Annotated in this window: 18 protein-coding genes and 2 pseudogenes; 11 read left to right on the top strand and 9 right to left on the bottom strand. The window is 45.2% G+C overall.

The window, feature by feature from the left end; genetic code table 11:
• The first annotated feature begins 7 nt into the window (after nucleotides 1-7).
• The gene (locus CIK04_RS33405; protein WP_325205722.1) at nucleotides 8-1,021 is read left to right on the top strand and encodes an ABC transporter substrate-binding protein; all 1,014 of its coding nucleotides are present in this window, start codon (nucleotides 8-10) and stop codon (nucleotides 1,019-1,021) included.
• Nucleotides 1,022-1,179: 158 nt separating this feature from the next.
• Here CIK04_RS33405 and CIK04_RS15040 read toward each other — a convergent pair whose 3' ends face one another.
• From CIK04_RS15040 to napF, 6 genes are all read right to left on the bottom strand, one after another.
• Nucleotides 1,180-1,314, bottom strand: coding sequence for a TIGR02808 family protein (locus CIK04_RS15040; protein ID WP_011152451.1), 135 nt, complete (start codon nucleotides 1,312-1,314; stop codon nucleotides 1,180-1,182).
• A gap of 11 nt (nucleotides 1,315-1,325) precedes the next feature.
• Nucleotides 1,326-1,901, bottom strand: a complete 576-nt coding sequence (locus CIK04_RS15035; RefSeq protein WP_011081656.1) for a cytochrome c3 family protein — start codon at nucleotides 1,899-1,901, stop codon at nucleotides 1,326-1,328.
• A 30-nt stretch (nucleotides 1,902-1,931) separates the two neighbouring features.
• The gene (locus CIK04_RS15030; protein ID WP_026050682.1) at nucleotides 1,932-2,405 is read right to left on the bottom strand and encodes a nitrate reductase cytochrome c-type subunit; all 474 of its coding nucleotides are present in this window, start codon (nucleotides 2,403-2,405) and stop codon (nucleotides 1,932-1,934) included.
• 78 nt (nucleotides 2,406-2,483) lie between these two features.
• Nucleotides 2,484-4,973 (bottom strand): periplasmic nitrate reductase subunit alpha, encoded by a 2,490-nt coding sequence (gene napA / locus CIK04_RS15025; protein ID WP_097352202.1) that lies wholly within the window; start codon nucleotides 4,971-4,973, stop codon nucleotides 2,484-2,486.
• Nucleotides 4,970-5,275 carry a chaperone NapD gene (locus tag CIK04_RS15020; RefSeq protein ID WP_011152448.1) on the bottom strand — a complete coding sequence of 102 codons (306 nt, stop codon included), beginning with the start codon at nucleotides 5,273-5,275 and terminating at the stop codon, nucleotides 4,970-4,972. Before CIK04_RS15020 ends, napA begins: the two co-directional genes overlap by 4 nt.
• Before the next feature lie 20 nt (nucleotides 5,276-5,295).
• A complete protein-coding gene (gene napF, locus CIK04_RS15015) occupies nucleotides 5,296-5,778 on the bottom strand; it encodes a ferredoxin-type protein NapF (protein ID WP_128824627.1) in 483 nt (160 codons plus the stop codon).
• A gap of 250 nt (nucleotides 5,779-6,028) precedes the next feature.
• On the opposite strand from napF, the gene narQ reads away from it, so the two are divergent.
• From narQ to CIK04_RS14985, 6 genes are all read left to right on the top strand, one after another.
• Nucleotides 6,029-7,744 (top strand): nitrate/nitrite two-component system sensor histidine kinase NarQ, encoded by a 1,716-nt coding sequence (gene narQ, locus CIK04_RS15010; RefSeq protein WP_097352201.1) that lies wholly within the window; start codon nucleotides 6,029-6,031, stop codon nucleotides 7,742-7,744.
• Nucleotides 7,741-8,373, top strand: a complete 633-nt coding sequence (locus tag CIK04_RS15005; RefSeq protein WP_017421675.1) for a response regulator — start codon at nucleotides 7,741-7,743, stop codon at nucleotides 8,371-8,373. Before narQ ends, CIK04_RS15005 begins: the two co-directional genes overlap by 4 nt.
• Before the next feature lie 145 nt (nucleotides 8,374-8,518).
• Nucleotides 8,519-8,764: a hypothetical protein gene (locus CIK04_RS15000; protein WP_011081649.1), complete on the top strand. Its 246-nt coding sequence runs from the start codon at nucleotides 8,519-8,521 to the stop codon at nucleotides 8,762-8,764.
• A 282-nt stretch (nucleotides 8,765-9,046) separates the two neighbouring features.
• Nucleotides 9,047-10,051 carry a response regulator gene (locus CIK04_RS14995; protein ID WP_017421676.1) on the top strand — a complete coding sequence of 335 codons (1,005 nt, stop codon included), beginning with the start codon at nucleotides 9,047-9,049 and terminating at the stop codon, nucleotides 10,049-10,051.
• Entirely contained in the window at nucleotides 10,051-10,491 is a 441-nt protein-coding gene (locus tag CIK04_RS14990) for a PAS domain-containing protein (protein WP_011081647.1), read from the top strand. Before CIK04_RS14995 ends, CIK04_RS14990 begins: the two co-directional genes overlap by 1 nt.
• Nucleotides 10,492-10,602: 111 nt before the next feature.
• The gene (locus CIK04_RS14985) at nucleotides 10,603-12,090 is read left to right on the top strand and encodes an NAD(P)H-hydrate dehydratase (RefSeq protein WP_097352200.1); all 1,488 of its coding nucleotides are present in this window, start codon (nucleotides 10,603-10,605) and stop codon (nucleotides 12,088-12,090) included.
• Between the two features lie 180 nt (nucleotides 12,091-12,270).
• Here the strand turns inward: CIK04_RS14985 and CIK04_RS14980 are convergent, their stop codons facing one another.
• Nucleotides 12,271-12,822 carry an outer membrane beta-barrel protein gene (locus CIK04_RS14980; RefSeq protein ID WP_039447203.1) on the bottom strand — a complete coding sequence of 184 codons (552 nt, stop codon included), beginning with the start codon at nucleotides 12,820-12,822 and terminating at the stop codon, nucleotides 12,271-12,273.
• Between the two features lie 502 nt (nucleotides 12,823-13,324).
• On the opposite strand from CIK04_RS14980, the gene CIK04_RS14975 reads away from it, so the two are divergent.
• Entirely contained in the window at nucleotides 13,325-14,371 is a 1,047-nt protein-coding gene (locus tag CIK04_RS14975; RefSeq protein ID WP_097352199.1) for a GMP reductase, read from the top strand.
• Between the two features lie 80 nt (nucleotides 14,372-14,451).
• Here the strand turns inward: CIK04_RS14975 and CIK04_RS33400 are convergent.
• Nucleotides 14,452-14,544, bottom strand: a pseudogene (locus CIK04_RS33400) (integrase); the annotation flags it as partial.
• 285 nt (nucleotides 14,545-14,829) lie between these two features.
• Nucleotides 14,830-15,276 (bottom strand): annotated as a pseudogene (locus CIK04_RS14965) (site-specific integrase); the annotation flags it as partial.
• Nucleotides 15,277-15,462: 186 nt separating this feature from the next.
• Between CIK04_RS14965 and CIK04_RS14960 the strand changes: the two are divergent.
• The 3 genes from CIK04_RS14960 (at nucleotide 15,463) to CIK04_RS14950 (ending at nucleotide 18,704) form a co-directional block, all read left to right on the top strand.
• Complete coding sequence (locus CIK04_RS14960; protein ID WP_072604515.1) at nucleotides 15,463-16,314, top strand: hypothetical protein; 852 nt, start codon at nucleotides 15,463-15,465, stop codon at nucleotides 16,312-16,314.
• Between the two features lie 301 nt (nucleotides 16,315-16,615).
• Nucleotides 16,616-18,076, top strand: coding sequence for an ATP-binding protein (locus CIK04_RS14955; protein ID WP_097352198.1), 1,461 nt, complete (start codon nucleotides 16,616-16,618; stop codon nucleotides 18,074-18,076).
• Complete coding sequence (locus CIK04_RS14950) at nucleotides 18,069-18,704, top strand: HNH endonuclease (protein WP_232708579.1); 636 nt, start codon at nucleotides 18,069-18,071, stop codon at nucleotides 18,702-18,704. The genes CIK04_RS14955 and CIK04_RS14950 overlap by 8 nt, the downstream gene beginning before the upstream one ends.
• Nucleotides 18,705-18,714 lie beyond the last annotated feature (10 nt).

The raw sequence follows: 18,714 nt of genomic DNA, 5'->3' as shown, positions 1-18,714 counted from the left end.
ACAGGTCTTGGCGAAGAGTGCGACACAAATTGAAATATCACTAAGGCATGCGAATCAACTTTTTCCTTATCTTCTTGCGATGCCTCATTCTGCCATTGTCTGTCCTGACTCTGTTAAGTGCGATCAGAGCCATTGCTATTTTGTTGGCACCGGACCGTTTCGCATCGAGCGTTGGAATCGCGACCGACTCATTTTGATGCGCCATAACGAATATTTTGCGGAAAAAGCGTTATTACACAAAGTAACGCTGTCCCATGCTCAAGAGTCTTTGTTCAACGCGATGAGTTTCAATAACGAAGAGGGTGATAAAGAGGTCACTCAAATTAGCGCTTTCTCTTACTTAACCTACCATCGCCGTCAGCAAAGTGGCATCTCATCAGACACATGGCAACAGTTGTACCATTTTCTTGAGCGAGCCAAAGTGCATTTTGAACGGCAAAACGCGGTTGATGGTGTCGATTTTCAGCTGTCTGCTCATCAATCACGGTTACAAAAGGAGGCGTTTATCGCGCCTCCCTCTTTGTCTGGCAAATTAGTACTGGCTGAGCCCAAATGGACCATTCCATATCTCGCCGATATTGCCGCGTGGTTACATGACACGATTCGCTCAACTGGATTGGAACTAGACGTCGTTGAGCTAACAGAAATCAGTAGACCAGAAAGCGTACGCGACATCGCTGATGTATTGTTTATTGAAGAGGTGATTGAAGCGCCTCTTGAATACGGATTGTACGAATGGTTGCTCATCGCATCGGGTCTTCGCTTTGCACTCAATGAGGAACGGTGGCAATCGCACAAAGCAGAGATTGCGTTGGCCGTGGAACAGTCTGAACCTTTGTCTTCACTGCAAACTATTGAGCGAGCGTTGTACCAAAGCCACCGTTGTTTGCCTTTGTTTGTTGGGCGAGAAGAAATCACCAAAGCCCAGCAAGTCCAAGGTATTCAAGTGCGTAAAACAGGCTACAGCGATTTCTACAAACTGTGGATTGTCGAAAATAGGCAAGATGAACTTTTGAAGTGAACCAGAGCATAAGACGCTAAATCCAGTCTCTTGAAGTTACTTGGGTATAGTTACTTTGTTTGCTTCTTTTTAACGCCTTGAGCCAAAAAGAAAACCCCAGATGGGAAGCCATCTGGGGTTTTGTCATCAACAAAATAGGCAAAAGAGTTGACGAATTCTTAGATGTCTTTGTCTTTACCCAAAGACAATAACCAGAGTGAGACGGCGGCAACGCCAGCAAACCCAGTTAGAATAATGACAGGCATAGCGCTATAACCAAGAACATGCCAAATAACCGATTCCAGTGTACTCATGCTTGTTCTCCTTATTGCCAGCCTTCAACGCCGTGCATGTCAGGCAGTTTGTGAGCGATACCTTTGTGGCAGTCTACACAGGTTTTTTCGCCAGAAGCGAGTGCCGTCGAGTGCTGTTTTGCACTGCGCGCACCTTGTTCAGAGAAGTCCATGTATTCAAACTCGTGACAGTTACGACATTCCAATGAGTCATTCTTTTTCAAGCGAGCCCATTCACGCTCAGCAAGGTGAGCACGACGCTCTTGGAATTTCTCAGGGGTATCGATAGTACCGATGAAGTGGGCAAACAACTCTTTTGATGCTTGCACTTTACGGACGATCTTATCTGTCCACTCATGAGGGACGTGACAGTCGGAACAAATCGCACGAACACCAGAACGGTTAGAGTAGTGAATTGTTTCCTGGATTTCCGCAACAATTGGAGCGTGACAACCAGAACAGAATTCTTCTGAGTTAGTCGCCTCCATACCCGTGTTGAATGCGCCCCAGAATAGAAGACCACCAGCAAATCCCATGAACAGCAAAATGCCTGCTGCTGCTTTACTAGGAGTGCTTAGTCGCTTCCAAAACGCTTTAAGTAATTTCATAGATAGCCTCTTTGATTCTGTTGTTGGCTATTACTTGCGCAGTGAATCAACGCGCTCGAAATCGTTCTCTACAAGCGGTTTAGCATTCGCTTGAGGAACGTGGCACTGCAAACAGAAGTAACGACGAGGTGATACGTCAGCCAATACAGCGTCTTCACGGTTTACAAAGTGAGTCACACTGATTTTGGTTGCGCCCATTTCTTTAGCGTTTTTCCAGCTATGACACGCCAAACATTTGTTCGCGTTGAGTGTTACTTCGTAGCCACGAATATTGTGTGGAATCAATGGTGGCTGATAGATGTAATCACTGTCTAGCGCTTGTTCACGAGGGAACTTCTTAAAATCATCTGCAGGACGCGTGTCTTCAAGGTTGGTTGCACCACGTAGTGATTCTAAACCACCGATGCCGCCTGGGTTATCCAGCTCAGCTTGTGCAACACCTGCTACCAATGTCCCCAATGAAAGTGCACTTACAGATAACAGTGCCATTAATAGTTTTTTCATCATGTAATCTCCGCCTGATGGCTTAATTCTTTTCAAGCTGCCCTTAATATCTAAGAGCAGCCTGTGCATTTCGGTCTGTTAGGCAACTTTGGTGATCTTAACGGGACATTTCTTGAAGTCTGTCTGTTTAGACAGCGGGTCAGTCGCATCAAGGATCAACTTGTTAATCAGAATTCGTGCATCAAAGAATGGTACGAATACCAAGCCTTGAGGTGGACGGTTACGGCCACGAGTTTCGACACGAACACGTACTTCACCACGTTTGTTCGAGATAAGAACCTCGTCACCACGGCGCAGACCGCGTGCTTTCGCATCTTCTGGGTGGATGTAACACACCGCGTCTGGAACCGCTTTGTAAAGCTCAGGAACACGACGAGTCATGGTGCCGGTGTGCCAGTGTTCAAGAACACGGCCAGTACATAGCCACATGTCGTATTCAGCATCTGGAGACTCAGGTGGCGCCTCGTAAGGGGCTGAGATGATCAGTGCTTTGCCATCAGGTTTGCCGTAGAAGTCCCAGCCAGAGCCTTTCTTCGCATATGGATCCGAGCCTTCTTTGTAACGCCAAAGTGTTTCTTTGCCGTCAACCACTGGCCAACGTAACCCGCGAACAGTGTGGTAAACATCGTATGGTGCTAGGTCGTGACCATGGCCGCGGCCAAACTCAGCGTATTCTTCGAACAGACCTTTCTGTACGTAGAAGCCAAAGTGGTGTGAATCATCGTTAAGCTGGCGAGCTTCTGACAATGGGAACTTATCCACTTGCCCGTTAGCGAACAGCATGTCGTACATGGTTTTACCACGGTACTGAGGCGCTTTCGCTAGAAGCTCTTCTGGCCACACTTCTTCCATCTTGAAGCGTTTAGAGAACTCCATGACCTGCCACAAGTCAGATTTCGCTTCACCGACTGTGCCAACTTGTTGGTACCAAGCTTGAGTACGGCGCTCGGCGTTACCGTAAGCCCCTTCTTTTTCGATCCACATTGCTGTAGGAAGGATTAGGTCAGCCGCTTGCGCTGTCGCCGTTGGGTATGGGTCAGACACGACGATGAAGTTTTCTGGGTTGCGGTAACCTGGTAGACGTTCACCATTGATGTTCGGGCCAGCTTGCATATTGTTGTTACACTGAACCCAGTAACAGTTCAGTACACCGTCGTGCAGCATGCGGTCTTGAAGAACCGCGTGGAAACCTGGTTTTGGTGGAATGGTGCCTTCAGGCAGTTTCCAAATTTTCTCAGCGATTGCGCGGTGTTTTGGATTCGCAACGACCATGTCTGCAGGCAGACGGTGGGCAAATGTACCTACTTCACGAGCGGTACCACAAGCAGATGGCTGGCCAGTCAACGAGAATGGGCTGTTGCCCGGAGTTGCGATTTTTCCGGTTAGTAGGTGGATGTTGTAAACAAGGCTGTTCATCCACACACCACGAGTATGTTGGTTCATACCCATTGTCCAAAGTGACATCACTTTGGTGTTCGGATCCGCATACTGTTTTGCAAGTTCAATCAGCTTGTCTTGCACAACGCCAGACATCTCTGAGGCTTTTTCAACTGTGTATGGTGCAACCGATTTTTTGTACTCTTCGAATGAGATTGACGTCATATCGCCAGAGTTCGGGTTTTTCGCTTGTTTCTGCAGCGGGTCATCGTCACGCAAGCCGTAACCGATATCGGTAGTCGCTTGTTTGAAGTTGGTATGCTTGTTAACGAAATCCCAATTTACAGCATCGTTTTGGATGATGTAGTTTGCGATGAAGTTTGCGATTGCCAAATCAGATTGTGGATGGAAAATGTAGCCGCTGTCAGCCAGTTCAAAAGAACGGTGGTAGTAAGTAGAAAGTACGTTTACTTTAACATGTGGGTGGCTTAGTCGGCGGTCAGTGATACGAGTCCAAAGAACAGGGTGCATTTCTGCCATGTTCGAACCCCAAAGCACGAAAGAATCTGCGTGTTCGAAGTCATCGTAACAACCCATTGGTTCATCGATACCAAAGGTACGCATAAAACCGACCACTGCAGATGCCATACAGTGACGAGCGTTCGGGTCGATGTTGTTCGAGCGGAAACCCGCTTTCATCATTTTCGCCGCCGCGTAACCTTCCATTACTGTCCACTGGCCAGAACCAAACATACCGATGCTTGTTGGGCCTTTCTTCGCCAGAGAAGCTTTCCACTTCTCAGCCATGGTGTCGAATGCCACATCCCAAGACACTGGTGTGAAGTCACCTTCTTTGTCGTATTTGCCATCTTTCATACGTAAAAGTGGCTGAGTCAGACGGTCCTGACCGTACATGATCTTCGATAGGAAGTAACCTTTGATACAGTTCAAGCCTTTGTTTACTGGTGCTTCAGGGTCACCTTGTGTTGCAACGACTTTACCGTTCTGAGTACCTACGAGTACAGAACAGCCTGTACCACAGAAACGACAAGGAGCCTTGTCCCATGTGATTTTGGTTTGGTCTGAGCTAGCGATCAGGTTTGCTGCTGAAGCAGGCAGTGTAATGCCAGCTACTGCCGCCGCTGATGCAGCTGCGTTTGCTTTCACAAACGCACGTCTTGTCATTTTCATACTTCACCCTCGATTTGGGAATGTTGTGTTCCAGTGTCTTCGTCCGTGTCATCCAGATCGGTTTCAATTTGGTGGTAAACCAGAACCGTGCTGAGAACGTTCGGTAAATTGTTGATGGTTTCAATGGTATCGGTAACGAAACCTTGGTTTTCGGTTTCCAGAACCACGACGATTTTGCCTTCTGGGCTATCACCATAAATTTCCGCGTTCTCGATAGCTTCGATCTGCGTCTTTATCGTGCCTAAGTGCTCAGGGGCCACGTGTACCACTAAACTTGAAATATGCACTTCATTTAGTGCCATAATTCTCTCTCATTATTCTTTTATTCGTTTATGCTCACATTGATGGATGAAGAGGGGCAAACCGAAACACAAGCGCCACATCCACTACATTCATCAAGGTTTATCTGAGGTTGTGCTACCTTGCCGATTTCCAATTTGAATTGGATAGCCATGGGTTCACACATCTCGCCACAACTGCGACATTCCACGTTGTGGTACGACAAACAGGACTCATTGATTATTGCCCTCGCTTGCCAAGGCTGCGCATCTTTCGCTAAAAAAAGTGACTCGGGACAGATTTCTGCGCAACGGTAACAAAACGTACATTCATCAATAGAGAAATCGACGGTAGGAAAGCCTCCGTCGCCTTTAACAATGATTTGAGTTTCACATTGCTCAACGCATTTACCACATCGAGTGCATTGATCGGTAAACTGTATGCGATCAGCCAACCAGGGAAGACGAATTAAGCCGTCATCGACTTTTTTTCTGGAAAATAAACGTCTTCTTGAAAGGTCTACCACTGTACTATCCTGAGTTTAAGAAACATGACTTAATGTTAGTTCACATTTCTCATTAATAAACTGTCATTTAAGCGCACATAAATTGTAGTTTTTGACATATTTGTATAAATACCCCTTAGGGGGTAATTGAGAGGCAATGTTGTTTTAGATCAATAAATTCCGGCGAGAGTGATCACATATTGATATTGTTAACAGAAAAACGTGAAACGGAGAGGCTTCGCTGCCGTTTTGTTAGTGAAGAGGTTATAAATTGCTAAAAACGGTGAAAAAGTCGGTAACACGCACGATTGCGAAGGCAATGGGCTTGATCTTGCTGCTATCTATTGCAACAACCAGTTTTGCAATTATCAACCTAGCTTCTAGCTTGAATGATGCAGAGGCGGTTAACGTGGCAGGCTCTATGCGCATGCAAAGTTACCGTTTAGCCCATGATATTCAAATCAATGCACAGGATTATTCCTCTCACATCTATTTGTTTGAGCGTTCGATATATTCGCCGTCCATGAAAGCACTGCAAAATTGGACGGTGCCTGATGACATTACCCACGACTACTATCGTTTGATCATGCGTTGGCACGAATTAAAAGAAGTGCTGCAAAGTAAAGATAGAGAGCGCTATTTGGTTTTGGTCGCTGGCTTTGTTTCACAAATTGACGCTTTTGTTTTTAAGCTGCAACATTTTTCTGAGCAGAAACTGATCAAGCTCGCTTGGGTTGGTGGTTTAGGCTTGGGCGGGATTTTATTGGTGAGCATTTTCGTTGTTCACTTTGTGCGTCGTGAAGTGGTTACGCCACTCAAGGCGATGGTCACGGCCAGTGAGCAAATTCAATCGCGCTCGTTTGATGTTTCTCTCAATGTCACCAGTGATAATGAAATGGGTATTCTCACCAGAACCTTCAACAATATGGCGGCTGATCTGGGTAAACTCTACCGAGGTTTGGAACAAGCGGTGAATGAGAAGACGCACAAACTGCAACACGCCAATCAGTCTCTTCAGGTGCTGTACCATTCTTCTCAAGAGCTGACGGCATCACGCATCAGCCAAGAGAACTTCCAAGCGATTTTGAGACACATTGTGAGTATCGAAGGCATTGTGTCCGCCAAATTAGAGATTGAAGAGATCGGCGAGCGTAACTTGGTGCTCACTGAAGGTCCTAAATGCGTCGGGCGTTGTAATCAAAAAGCGTTAACGCTCGATGGGCAACACTTAGGGTATTTGCATTGGTGCAGCGGTTTGCCGTGCCCAGATCAAGCGTTGATCGACAACTTCGTGCAAATCCTATCGCGCGCGGTTTACTACAATCAGGCGCAAAGACAAGCAGAACAGCTGCTTTTGATGGAAGAACGAGCAACGATTGCGCGTGAGTTACATGATTCGTTGGCACAATCTCTTTCTTACCTCAAGATTCAGGTATCATTGCTCAAACGCAGCGTCGCGAAGTTGAACGATGAGCCTCAGTTAGCGCGCACCAATCAAGTGATTGCGGAATTAGATACTGGGCTGTCGTCGGCATATACCCAATTACGTGAACTGCTGACGACTTTCCGACTCACGATTAAAGAAGGCACCTTTGGTCAAGCGCTACAAGAAATGGTGGTGCAACTAGGGGATCAAACGGAAGCGGAGATTCATTTAACCAATGATCTTTCGTCGGTGGAACTGGACGCTCACCAACAAGTGCATTTGTTGCAATTGATTCGTGAAGCCACCATCAACGCCATTAAACACGCCAAAGCCGCCAACATTCGGATCGAATGTTGTGAAGAAGGGGAGTGGGTCACGGTATCCGTGAGTGATGATGGGGTAGGGTTTGATCAGTGTAACCAGAAATTGAATCACTACGGCATGTCCATCATGCAAGAGCGAGCGGCGCGTTTGAACGGATCGTTATCGGTCACCGCATCGCCACAGAGTGGTTGTGCTGTAGTGCTAAAATATCAACGTATTAAGGAAACACGAATTTGACGGTGTGTAGAGTAATGTTGGTGGACGATCATCCCCTGATGCGTCGTGGCATTAACCAACTATTGAGCTTCGAAGAGCAATTTGAAGTAGTCGCAGAAGCAAGCAATGGCACAGAGGCTGTTGCCAAAGCGCATGAAAACGAACTAGACCTCATCTTGTTGGATCTCAACATGAAAGGCATGTCTGGTTTGGATACCTTAAAAGCATTGCGAGCGGATGGCTGTGAAGCAAGTATCGTTATCTTGACCGTTTCAGATAGCCCCGCTGACATCGAAGCCATCGTAAAAGCCGGTGCGGATGGTTACCTTTTGAAAGATACCGAGCCCGATGAGCTGGTGGAGTTGCTTGAGAAAGCGCATTTGGGCGACAAAGCCTACAGCAGCGTTGTCGCGAAATATCTGCTTCAGCGTGAAGAAAATACAGATGTCTTCGATGAGCTGACCGATCGCGAGCGTCAGATCTTGCAAGAAGTGGCGCGTGGTTTTCGCAACAAGCAGATCGCAGACCGATTGTTTATCTCTGAATCGACGGTCAAAGTGCACATGAAGAGCTTGTTGAAAAAACTCAAAGTGCCTTCGCGCACCGCGGCGACAGTGCTGTTTCTTGAACGCTATGGTGAACTAAAGTAACGCAACATGCTTGGTCGATGTTGACGTTTATTGGGCTTTATTTTGCTCATCAGGTTAACTAAGACTTAAGTCCAAGAGATCTCTTTGCCTCATACCGCTACTATGATACCAAGCAGTAACAATAGCGGTAGATGAGAGGGATCACATGGAAGCGGGTTTATACATGCTTGAAAAAGCCATACTGTTGCTAGGCATACTTTTTGTGCTAACAGGCGTTATTCAGTATGGAAAACGCAGCCAAGATTGGCGAGGAATTGCAACGATGTTCTACAAACGCATTCCGATGTCGATCAGTGAGTTTAAATGGTATCGCCTTGGCATTGGTTTGTGTCTGTTTGCGGTGGTCATGCGTTTTGGCCTAATGATCATTTTCCCTGTCTACACTCTTTAATACATTCTCAATCAAAAGCGCCTAATTCGTTGGGCGCTTTCTCTTTTTGTATGGAAAACGAACAAAAGTTAAACGCTTTTCCTTAACTAATTCTTATTTAAAAGATTTTTGTTACCGAGGCCATAGAAAATCGTTCCCACCCTAGAAGTTATTTCGTATTCTCGTTAAATAACGTTCATACTTATAGCGAACAACAATAATAAATACGTCAGTTTCCGTACGTCATTTAGTATCTATCTGTTAAACTTGTTGCAGTGGAATACCTGTCAAAAGGGTGGTTGAATGTCTTTTCCTGTACTCATCTGTGATGACTCAGCGCTTGCTCGAAAGCAAATGGCTCGCTCACTACCTGCTTCTTTGAATGCGGATATTACATTCGCAGTGCATGGTCTTAACGCGTTAGAAGAACTGAGCCAAAAACAATTTAAATTAATGTTCCTTGATCTCACCATGCCGGAGTTGGACGGCTTTGGAACATTAGAAGAAATGCGAAAACGTGGCGACAATACGCCCGTTATCGTTGTCTCCGGCGATATCCAACCCAAAGCGAAAGAACGCGTTTTCGCGTTGGGAGCCAAGGCATTTATTCAAAAGCCGATTGGCCAAGATGAACTGAAAGCCACACTCAGAGAATTAGTTGAGCCAGCTTCGGTTCCTCAAGTTGTGACGCCTAGAACCATCGAATTGCCAATTTTGCGCCGCCGTGACATCTATATGGAAGTGGCGAACGTTTCCATTGGTCGCGCTGCAGATGCGTTGGCAAGGCATTTTGATGTGTTTGTAAACCTGCCGCTACCGAACGTGAATATCTTTGAGCTCAGCGAGCTGCACATGGCACTGCGCGATTTGGCGGAAAGTGACAACGTTTCCGGTGTATGCCAAGGTTTCAGTGGCGAAGGGATTGCGGGAGAGGCACTCGTCTTGCTCAGCGATTCCAGTGTTGCCGACCTGAAAAAACTGATGAAAGTACCGGCAGACAGCGAAGAACTGGAAGAGCTCGAGCTTCTTATGGACGTTTCCAATATCTTAGTTGGGTCTTTCCTCAATGGCTTAGGGCAGCAAGCGGAAGTGCGTTTTTTCCAAAGCTCTCCTGTCTTGCTAGGTCAGCACATTTCAATTGATTCTGTGATTGAAAATACTACCGGTTCGTTTACCAAAACCATGACGTTTGAAGTGAGTTATACCATTGAAAATACGTCGATTCGTTGTGACTTACTGTTTATGTTTGTTGATGAGTCACTGCCGTTGTTAGACAACAAACTCGCCTATCTGATGGAGGACTTCTAATGCTTAATCTTCCTGCAGAATTTGAACAGTTCCACTGGATGGTGGACATGGTACAAAACGTCGACATGGGGTTGATCGTGTTGGATACCGATTACAATGTGCAAGTGTGGAATGGATTTATGACGCATCACAGTGGCAAACAAGCGCACGACGCCATAGGCAAATCGATCTTTGAACTCTTTCCAGAGATCCCCCAAGAGTGGTTTAAATTAAAAACCAAGCCAGTGTACAACTTGGGTTGTCGTAGCTTTATCACCTGGCGTCAGCGCCCGTATCTGTTTCGCTGCCGCAACGTTCGCCCAGTGACACAGCAAGCGGAGTTCATGTATCAAAACGTGACTCTTAACCCGATGCGCACACCCACAGGGCAAGTGAAATCACTGTTTCTCTCCATACAAGATGCCACCGCAGAAGCGATCATGGCGCAGCAACATCAATAGCATTTTGTTGCGTAGTTTGTGCAAACTCTCTTTTAAGCCAAGGTTTTCCTTGGCTTTTTCGTCTATAGTCATCGTAGAGATTTCAGTAACGCGCAAAATAAGGTATCTGCCATGGATTTACGCAAAGCACTGTATACCGCAAAGCAAGTAAGAGAAGGGGAAGTGGGCGCTGCCGCCAACGCGGGCGTGACACTCTATGAGCTGATGGAAAGGGCAGGGCGCGCCACATTCGCTGTGATTCTTAACTATTATCCAGAGGTATCACGCTTATGTGTGGTGTGTGGCAAGGGAAATAATGGCGGTGATGGCTATGTGGTTGCTCGGTTAGCTCTGCAGCAAGGTTTGCATGTGGTGCTGATTCAAAGTGGTGATGCAGAGAGTTTAAGCGGAGAAGCCAAACAAGCACAGCAAGCGTGGCGAGATGCTGGAGGAGAGATATCTGACACCACCAGCCTCAACGCGGCACTTTCAGACTGCGATTTGGTGGTGGATGCTCTGCTGGGTACAGGCCTAGCAGGCGCTGTTCGTGAAGAGATGGCTAAGGTCATAGACATGGTCAACCTCGCGGGAAAACCGATTGTGTCAGTGGATATTCCGTCCGGGCTTTGTGCTGATACTGGCCAAGCGCTTCCTGACGCGATTCATGCCGATCACACCGTCACCTTCATTGGCACCAAGCAAGGGCTCGTCACGGGAAAAGCGAGAGCCTTTTGCGGATTGATACATTTTGCTGATCTTGGCGTCGGTGCTGAATTTTCCAAATTAGTCCCGAGTTTCAAGATGACGATTGAGCGTGATGAGATTGCTCAATGGCGACTTACCAGAGACCGCTGCGCTCATAAAGGTGACCATGGACGTGTTGTGTTGCTCGGGGGCAACCGCGGCATGTCTGGGGCAATCTCATTAGCGGCAACGGCTTGCGCGCGCAGTGGCGCAGGTTTAATGGCCGCGCTGACGCATCCAGAATCCGCATTGCCGCTGCAAATCCATTGCCCTGAAGTGATGACGCTGGGCTATAACGAAGACAAGAAAGAGCTCGAAAAGAAACTCGATTGGGCCGATGTACTCGTGGTTGGGCCGGGTTTAGGAACCGATGAATGGGCAAAAAAACGTTGGAACGACATTGCCAATTACCAAGGCCCAATGGTGTTAGATGCCGATGGTTTGAACTGGCTTGCGCGCTACCCAAACCACAATGATCAGCGCATTATTACCCCGCATCCGGGAGAAGCCGCAAGGTTGCTAGGCTGTAGCGTCAATGAAGTTGAAGCCGATCGATTTGCCGCGATTTCAGTGCTGCAAAGCCAATACGGAGGCGTGGTAGTCCTTAAGGGGGCAGGAACCCTGATTTGCGATGGTACACAGACTTTCGTGTGTAACGCTGGCAACCCTGGCATGGCTACTGGGGGAATGGGCGATGTGCTTTCCGGTGTGATCGGTGCGTTATTAGCCCAGAAGCTGCCATTATTGAGAGCCGCATCGCTAGGCGTGCTTTTACACAGTTGTGCGGCGGATATTTGTGCGACGGAAAAAGGGGAGATAGGTTTACTGGCTTCCGACTTGTTCGACAAAATCCGTCAGTTGCTGAACGCTGATTGAACCTATCCCGCTGCAACGTATCCTGCTACATTGTGACGGCTTATGTTTCAACGAGTTTACCCCATTTGTCTCTGCGTTAAGGTGAGGCAGAGACAAATGAGGATACGCTCAAACCATCCACGATGGTGGTTTGAGCACATTGAACAGGCAGAAAGTTCTGCCGCTTGGAACGAAAACGGCTTAGAACGAGAACTTCACGCCAGCACTCACTGAGGTGGCGTGCTCATCATTCGGCAGCATCTGATAAGTGACAGCGGCATCTAGCGTTAAGCGTTGATCAAACGGAGAGGCTAAGCTCACCCCTGCACTTGCATATGGTTTAAAGCTGTCATCCGTGGTGGTTTTTTCCGCAGACGTCACCGTGTCCCACTTCGTCAACTCCGATTCAATGTAACTTGCCCCAGCTTTTCCGTAGATACTGAGCGCGCCAAGATGTTGATCGACCCTTAAGCCCACGCCGTACGCGTTATAAGTTTGTACAAAATCTTTCGAGTTGGCCGCCACACTGTTGTTTACCGTCTCTACCTTTTTATAACTCACGTCAGCGGAAAGAAAATCAGTAATGCGGTGGTTGTAGCCGACTTGGAAAAAGTAAGCGAGTTCTTCCTCGTTGCCGTTGCTTACCATCGTTGCCCCCACGTTGGTGTACATGGAGCCCATTTCCCCTTTTGCGTATGCCGCAGCAGGAAGCGTAGTCACGAATGCAAGAGTGATTAAAGAGAGTTTTTTCATTATCGACACTGCCTTTGTTGTTCATTTGCCGAGCGGCAAACGTGTTCCTTGTTTATTCCTTAATACCTTACTAAGCAAAAAACAGTCCGCTTTTCATAGTAAAAGTTTAGGCGGGTTAACAAAAAAGTGAGAAGGTTGATCGGCAGCGACCACCTTGTTTAGGTCACATCTTGAGAAAAAAACGGACATGGGTGAGCAAATAGCCAAAGCATTGCGCAAGCGTTTGCGAACGATTTCTTTACTAACGGCATGAATTAAAAGATAAAAAAGAAACTAAGGGGAAAATCGAGGGGAGTGGGTATGGAATCTCTGCGATGGTAGCACAAAAAAATTTAAAAAATCAGACTTGTCGAAAAAAAATCGCGACCTATAATGCTGAAAACCGGAGCGTCTGCCAACGCTCCGGTTTTTTTGTGTCCGAAGAACAGTAACCTCGTCTGCCAACTTGGTTACTACGCACTCTGCGATGACACATACAAGTTATGAATCAAGGAATTACACAATGCGTATCGAACAAGAACTTAAGTTAGGTTTTAAAGATGTCCTGTTTCGCCCGAAACGTTCTATCCTGAAAAGCCGTTCTCAAGTAAATTTAACCCGCGAGTTTACATTCAAACATAGTGGTCGTCAATGGTCTGGCGTCCCTGTCATTGCCGCCAATATGGACTCTGTGGGCAGCTTCGACATGGCGAAAGCACTTTCTCAGCATGGTGTAATGACCGCCATCCACAAACACTACACCGTTCAAGATTGGGCCGATTTCGTCAAAGACGCTGACAGCGAAACCTTGAACAAAGTAATGGTTTCAACCGGCACATCGGAAGCTGATTTCCAAAAAACCAAAGATGTCATGGCGCTTTCCGATGAGCTGATTTTCATCTGTATCGATATCGCCAACGGCTATTCAGAGCACCTAGTACAATACGTTCAGCAAGTTCGCGCCGCGTTCCCAGACAAAGTGATCTCAGCAGGTAACGTCGTCACTGGCGATATGGTAGAAGAGCTGATCCTTGCTGGTGCAGACATTGTTAAAGTGGGCATTGGCCCTGGCTCTGTGTGTACTACTCGCGTGAAAACAGGCGTTGGTTACCCTCAGCTTTCTGCCATCATCGAGTGTGCCGATGCCGCGCACGGTCTTGGTGGCCGTATTATCGGTGACGGTGGCTGTGCGTGTGCAGGCGATGTAGCGAAAGCCTTCGGCGGTGGTGCAGATTTCGTGATGCTAGGCGGCATGCTCGCTGGTCACGAAGAATCAGGCGGTGAAATCGTTCTAAAAGACGGCGAGAGCTACATGAAGTTCTACGGCATGTCTTCAAAGAGCGCGATGGACAAGCACTCTGGCGGCGTTGCAGGCTACCGCGCAGCGGAAGGAAAAACCGTACTATTGCCATACCGCGGCAGTGTCCACAGCACCATTCAAGACATCCTTGGCGGCGTGCGCTCAACTTGTACCTACGTAGGCGCGGCAGAGCTTCGCGAGCTCACCAAACGCACTACGTTCATCCGCGTTCTTGAGCAAGAGAACAACGTGTTTGGTAAAGAGAAGTAAGCCGATACTTCAAAAATTACAAACTATCTAGAGCCGCTTTTTGCGGCTCTTTTTTTACGACAACAAGGGTAAATGGCGACAGATGCTAGGGTAATACCGAGTTTGTTCTTCAATATGTAGCAAAACAGCGTGTAGCTCTCTTCAAACAAAGTACCTGAGGTTGGCTTAATGATTGGGGCGGTTTTTTCTGGTCTTCGTTAATGTATAGCCCAGAGTTGCGCTACTTGGCTTACTTTTTGAGTCTAAATATCTGTGCCTAAATGCAGAACACTGGTCTGTCAAAAGAAGGGAACTCGGTACCGTTTGAGCAATTGCAAACTGACAGCAGCAACTATACCGAGTCACATCACTTGTCGTCATTCTCGCGCACGCGGGAATCCATTCCTCCGCGCCTACCGTATGAAGCGTTTACAGGTACACTTACCGCAAAATAGAGCAAACCGACAGCAAAACGTAGACACCGCCTTAAAACGAGCTAACTCAGAGTTGAGTGTCGATACACTCGGCTTGCCACGATTCCAGGGCGATTCATCAACAAACACCAAGTCCCCTGACATCCTTTTACTGCGGAAATCGGAATACATTTTAGAAGAGAACGCAGATGCGACAGGGTTGCCCATCGCTTGTACCATATGGCGAAACTTCTGAATGACCACATCACCATTCACTAATGTGCAGCCATAGTGTGAATACCATAGGGCAATGATGTCAGACAAACGGCGGCTATCAGGTTTGCTCCCCATCCACGGTTTATCATCCACCTCTTTCATTAAGTGAAGTTCATACGTAGTCGCTTCACCTTTAGTTGCAAACTTCTTGCGAATACGTTTATCAGTGCGACCGTTTGGGTAGCACTCACAGAGCCATGGTTTCTTACTGCCGTCTTTAAGGTTTCGTATCGTCATAGGGATATAAATTGGCATGTTTTTATACACAGTATTTCGGTGTTGTGGATTTTGCAATGTTTAAGCCGATAGTGGACGAACAAGAATGAGTACGCTCCACATCTCAAAGCGTCGACTATGGATTGACCAACTCACAAATTACTGATAAATCAGAACTAGCAGTATGTGTTATGTGCCGAGGTGAGTATGCTTGTTTGTGCCTATAGGGAAGACGGTTCAGATTGTACAACAGAAATGTATGAATACGATCCGGGTAAGTATCGAGGACTAATTGATTGCAAAGTTTGTGGAGAAAAAGCTTGGTTTGTGAAGGGCTACAAAACAGAAAAAATCGACCGTATGGCTTGTTTTGGTGCTCGTCATGCTACGGGTTGTGACGCATCGACGGTGTTAATGAAACCTGATGGTGAAGATGAATCTGCTGGAGAAGGGGATTTATCTTCTGATATTCGCGTTGATCTAGATAAAGCCAACAACAACTCACTGTATGTATCTCAAGACAACGGCAAGCACGGTGAAGAAGAATCAACACGAGTAACAGCAAGACCTGCATCTGGAGTTGGTTCTGGCTCAGGTTTCCCACTAAACAAATCGTTGAGGGCGTTGTTAACAAACCTCTGCCGTAACCCGAATTATGCGGATAAGGGACAGACGATTAACATTGTGACGGATGGCGGAAGAGAAATTATTAAAGGTCAACTCTCAGACTTCTTAGTTCCTATATCAGAGGCAAGTGATAAGCACACAGGAAAGGAATATATATTTTGGGGTCCAATAAACAACTTGAATATAGATAAGAATGGAGTCCTTTGGCTGAACTATGGTGACTACAGAACGGAACCCAGCATAAGTCTTAGACCAGAGTTAAAAGATCAGCTACTGAGAAACTTTAAGATTAAAGATGTTGGTGAGCTCGATGGCTCGGACGTGATAGTTGTTGGTCACGTTGGCATATCTCCCAATAATAAAGCTATCATTTCAACTGGCTTCACGAAGTATTTGTCATTTCGGAAAATGAATGTGTTAAATGAAAGTTAGCAAGAAAAACTTGAAAACTATATGTTCTCAAGCCTTACATGCAGCTCAAAATCTGTAGCCGCTCTTTGGAGATAAAGTGTTTACGTATTTGTTTACCAGTACTGCCTTGTTGTGGTAGGCATTCACAAAGCAAGCGCTTTTTACTGCGGTCTTTAAATTTCCGAATAGACATAATGGGATAACGCATTGTGTTTGTGATCACTTTAAGTACGTCACTACCGTCGAAACAATGCTTTACTTCATGGTTTCACTAAAAAAGATGGAATATGATCAGTGACAAACTTTGGTTAAGATAATAGCAATGATATTTCAGATAAATAAAGTAACTCTAGATGGAGTCGAGTACGAGTTAGCTCAACCTACCACCGGTAGAAAAAACTTGATTAGTGTCATGACTGGGAAAAATGGAGCTGGTAAAAGTCGCATTTTGGAGTTTATAGCATCAAATTTTCTCGTAAGTGACAATTTTTTAATGGAGCATCCCGAAAACTGGAGTAAGCGTTTCAATGCAATAACTTTGGATTACAGTAACAACCAAGTCCAATATCAAACAGGTACTACGGAATGTTCTATGCAAAGGATAGAAGCAAGAATGGCCAGTGTGTTTAAAACTCCGGAGTATATAGAAAATCGCCATGATGTCTTTCCGAGAAAGTTGATTTGTTTGTCTACGAGCCCATTTGATCGTTTCCCTTTGAACTCTTCTAAAACTGCACATTCAAACAGCATTTACTCATATATCGGAATGAAAAATAGTAAGCGAAGTAGTTCAGTTGTATCACTAATATCTAATGTGCTAGATAGTATGTTTAAAGTTCCAGAAAACATTGAGAGTAATGTAGAAGTAATAAAAAAAACACTTTCTTACCTCGGTTATGGAAACAGGATTCTAGTATCGTATCGTTCCAACTTCAAACTAGATTTTAACAACTTATCCAGAGCAAATGTATCGGAGATGCTAAAAAAGAAAGATACACCATTATTCGATAAGTACCTCATTAATGAAAGGGGATGGGAGCAGTCTATAGATGATATCTACAGAAATATAAAAACGTTAACTTCTTCAAGTAATAAATGGAAGACAACTTATAGTGTTCCGATAAATCTATCAAAAACAAACTTACTTGAAGATAGTTATATTAAAGCTATACAAGTTTTATCCCAAAATAATTTATTTTCTATCAAAAGTCTTAAGCTATCTCGTGCGGATGATAATCGGAAGTTTGTTGATTTTACGAGTGCGAGTTCTGGGGAGCAATGTTTAGCACTAATGTTGTTAGGTATAGCAAGTCAAATAGAAGATGGCTCTCTCATCTGTATTGATGAGCCAGAAATAAGTTTGCACCCCGAGTGGCAGGAAGAGTTTATTCCATTACTAGAGAGCTTATTTTCTAACTATACAGGTTGTCATTTTTTAATTGCAACACACTCCCCATTATTGATTTCAAAGTTAACCGGAAGTAATTGTTATATTCTAGACTTAGATGAAAATAAACTATTTAATACTTTAGAACGATATAATTACTCTTCTGATTATAAGTTGGCTACATTGTTTAAGTCGCCAGGTTTCAAGAATGAGTATTTAATCAATGAAAGTTTGGATATTTTAAACACTCTTTCTAAACCTGGAGATATCGGAAGAGAAGTTTTAGATAGGTCTATGACTTTAATATCATTGAAAGAAAAGTTAGAAGATGAAGATCCTGTTTATTCTTTAATTACAACAATTGAAAGAGTCTTAGAGGCTATTAATAATGATTGAAATTCCGATCGAGTATAATAATGAAGAATCTAGAATAGTTGAAGGGTTTAAAGCGAGGGATAATAAAAGTAGCACAGATTGGAACAGCGAAGAATTTACTGAAATAAAGGCTAATATAAAGGCTAATTATAAATCCGTACAAGAATATAAGTGTCCATACTGTGCAGTTACTTACCCAGTGACTCATGGTATGGCTTGGGATATCGAACATATAATCTCTAAAGATAATAAGGTTCAGTTTATGTTTGAACCTAGGAACTTGTGCGTAGCGTGTAAAGATTGCAATGGCGCAAAGAGTTCAAAAAACGTTCTAGAAAACCCTAATCGCCGGCGTTTTCCAACTAATAGTAGAGATTATAAAATTGTTCATCCTCACTTTGACATTTATGGAGAGCACATAAACGCTGTCGTACCGGGAAGTTTTTATAGGCCATTAACCAATAAAGGAGAGTTTACTATAATAACTTGTCGATTGTTAAGGTTTTACGGTGTAGTGCAAAGAGAGCAACCTGATCAAGAAATAGATGATTTAGCTAAAGCTCTAATTGGAAGTGAAGGCATTGTTCGAAATGTTATACAAAACGAATTAGTAAGAAGAATAACAGAAAGTAGAAATGAAGCTCCTTAATGGAGCTTCA

This window comes from Vibrio sp. 03_296 (assembly GCF_002265885.1).
Note: the sequence above shows the minus strand (reverse complement) of the source record. Positions and strands in the feature narration are given on the sequence as shown.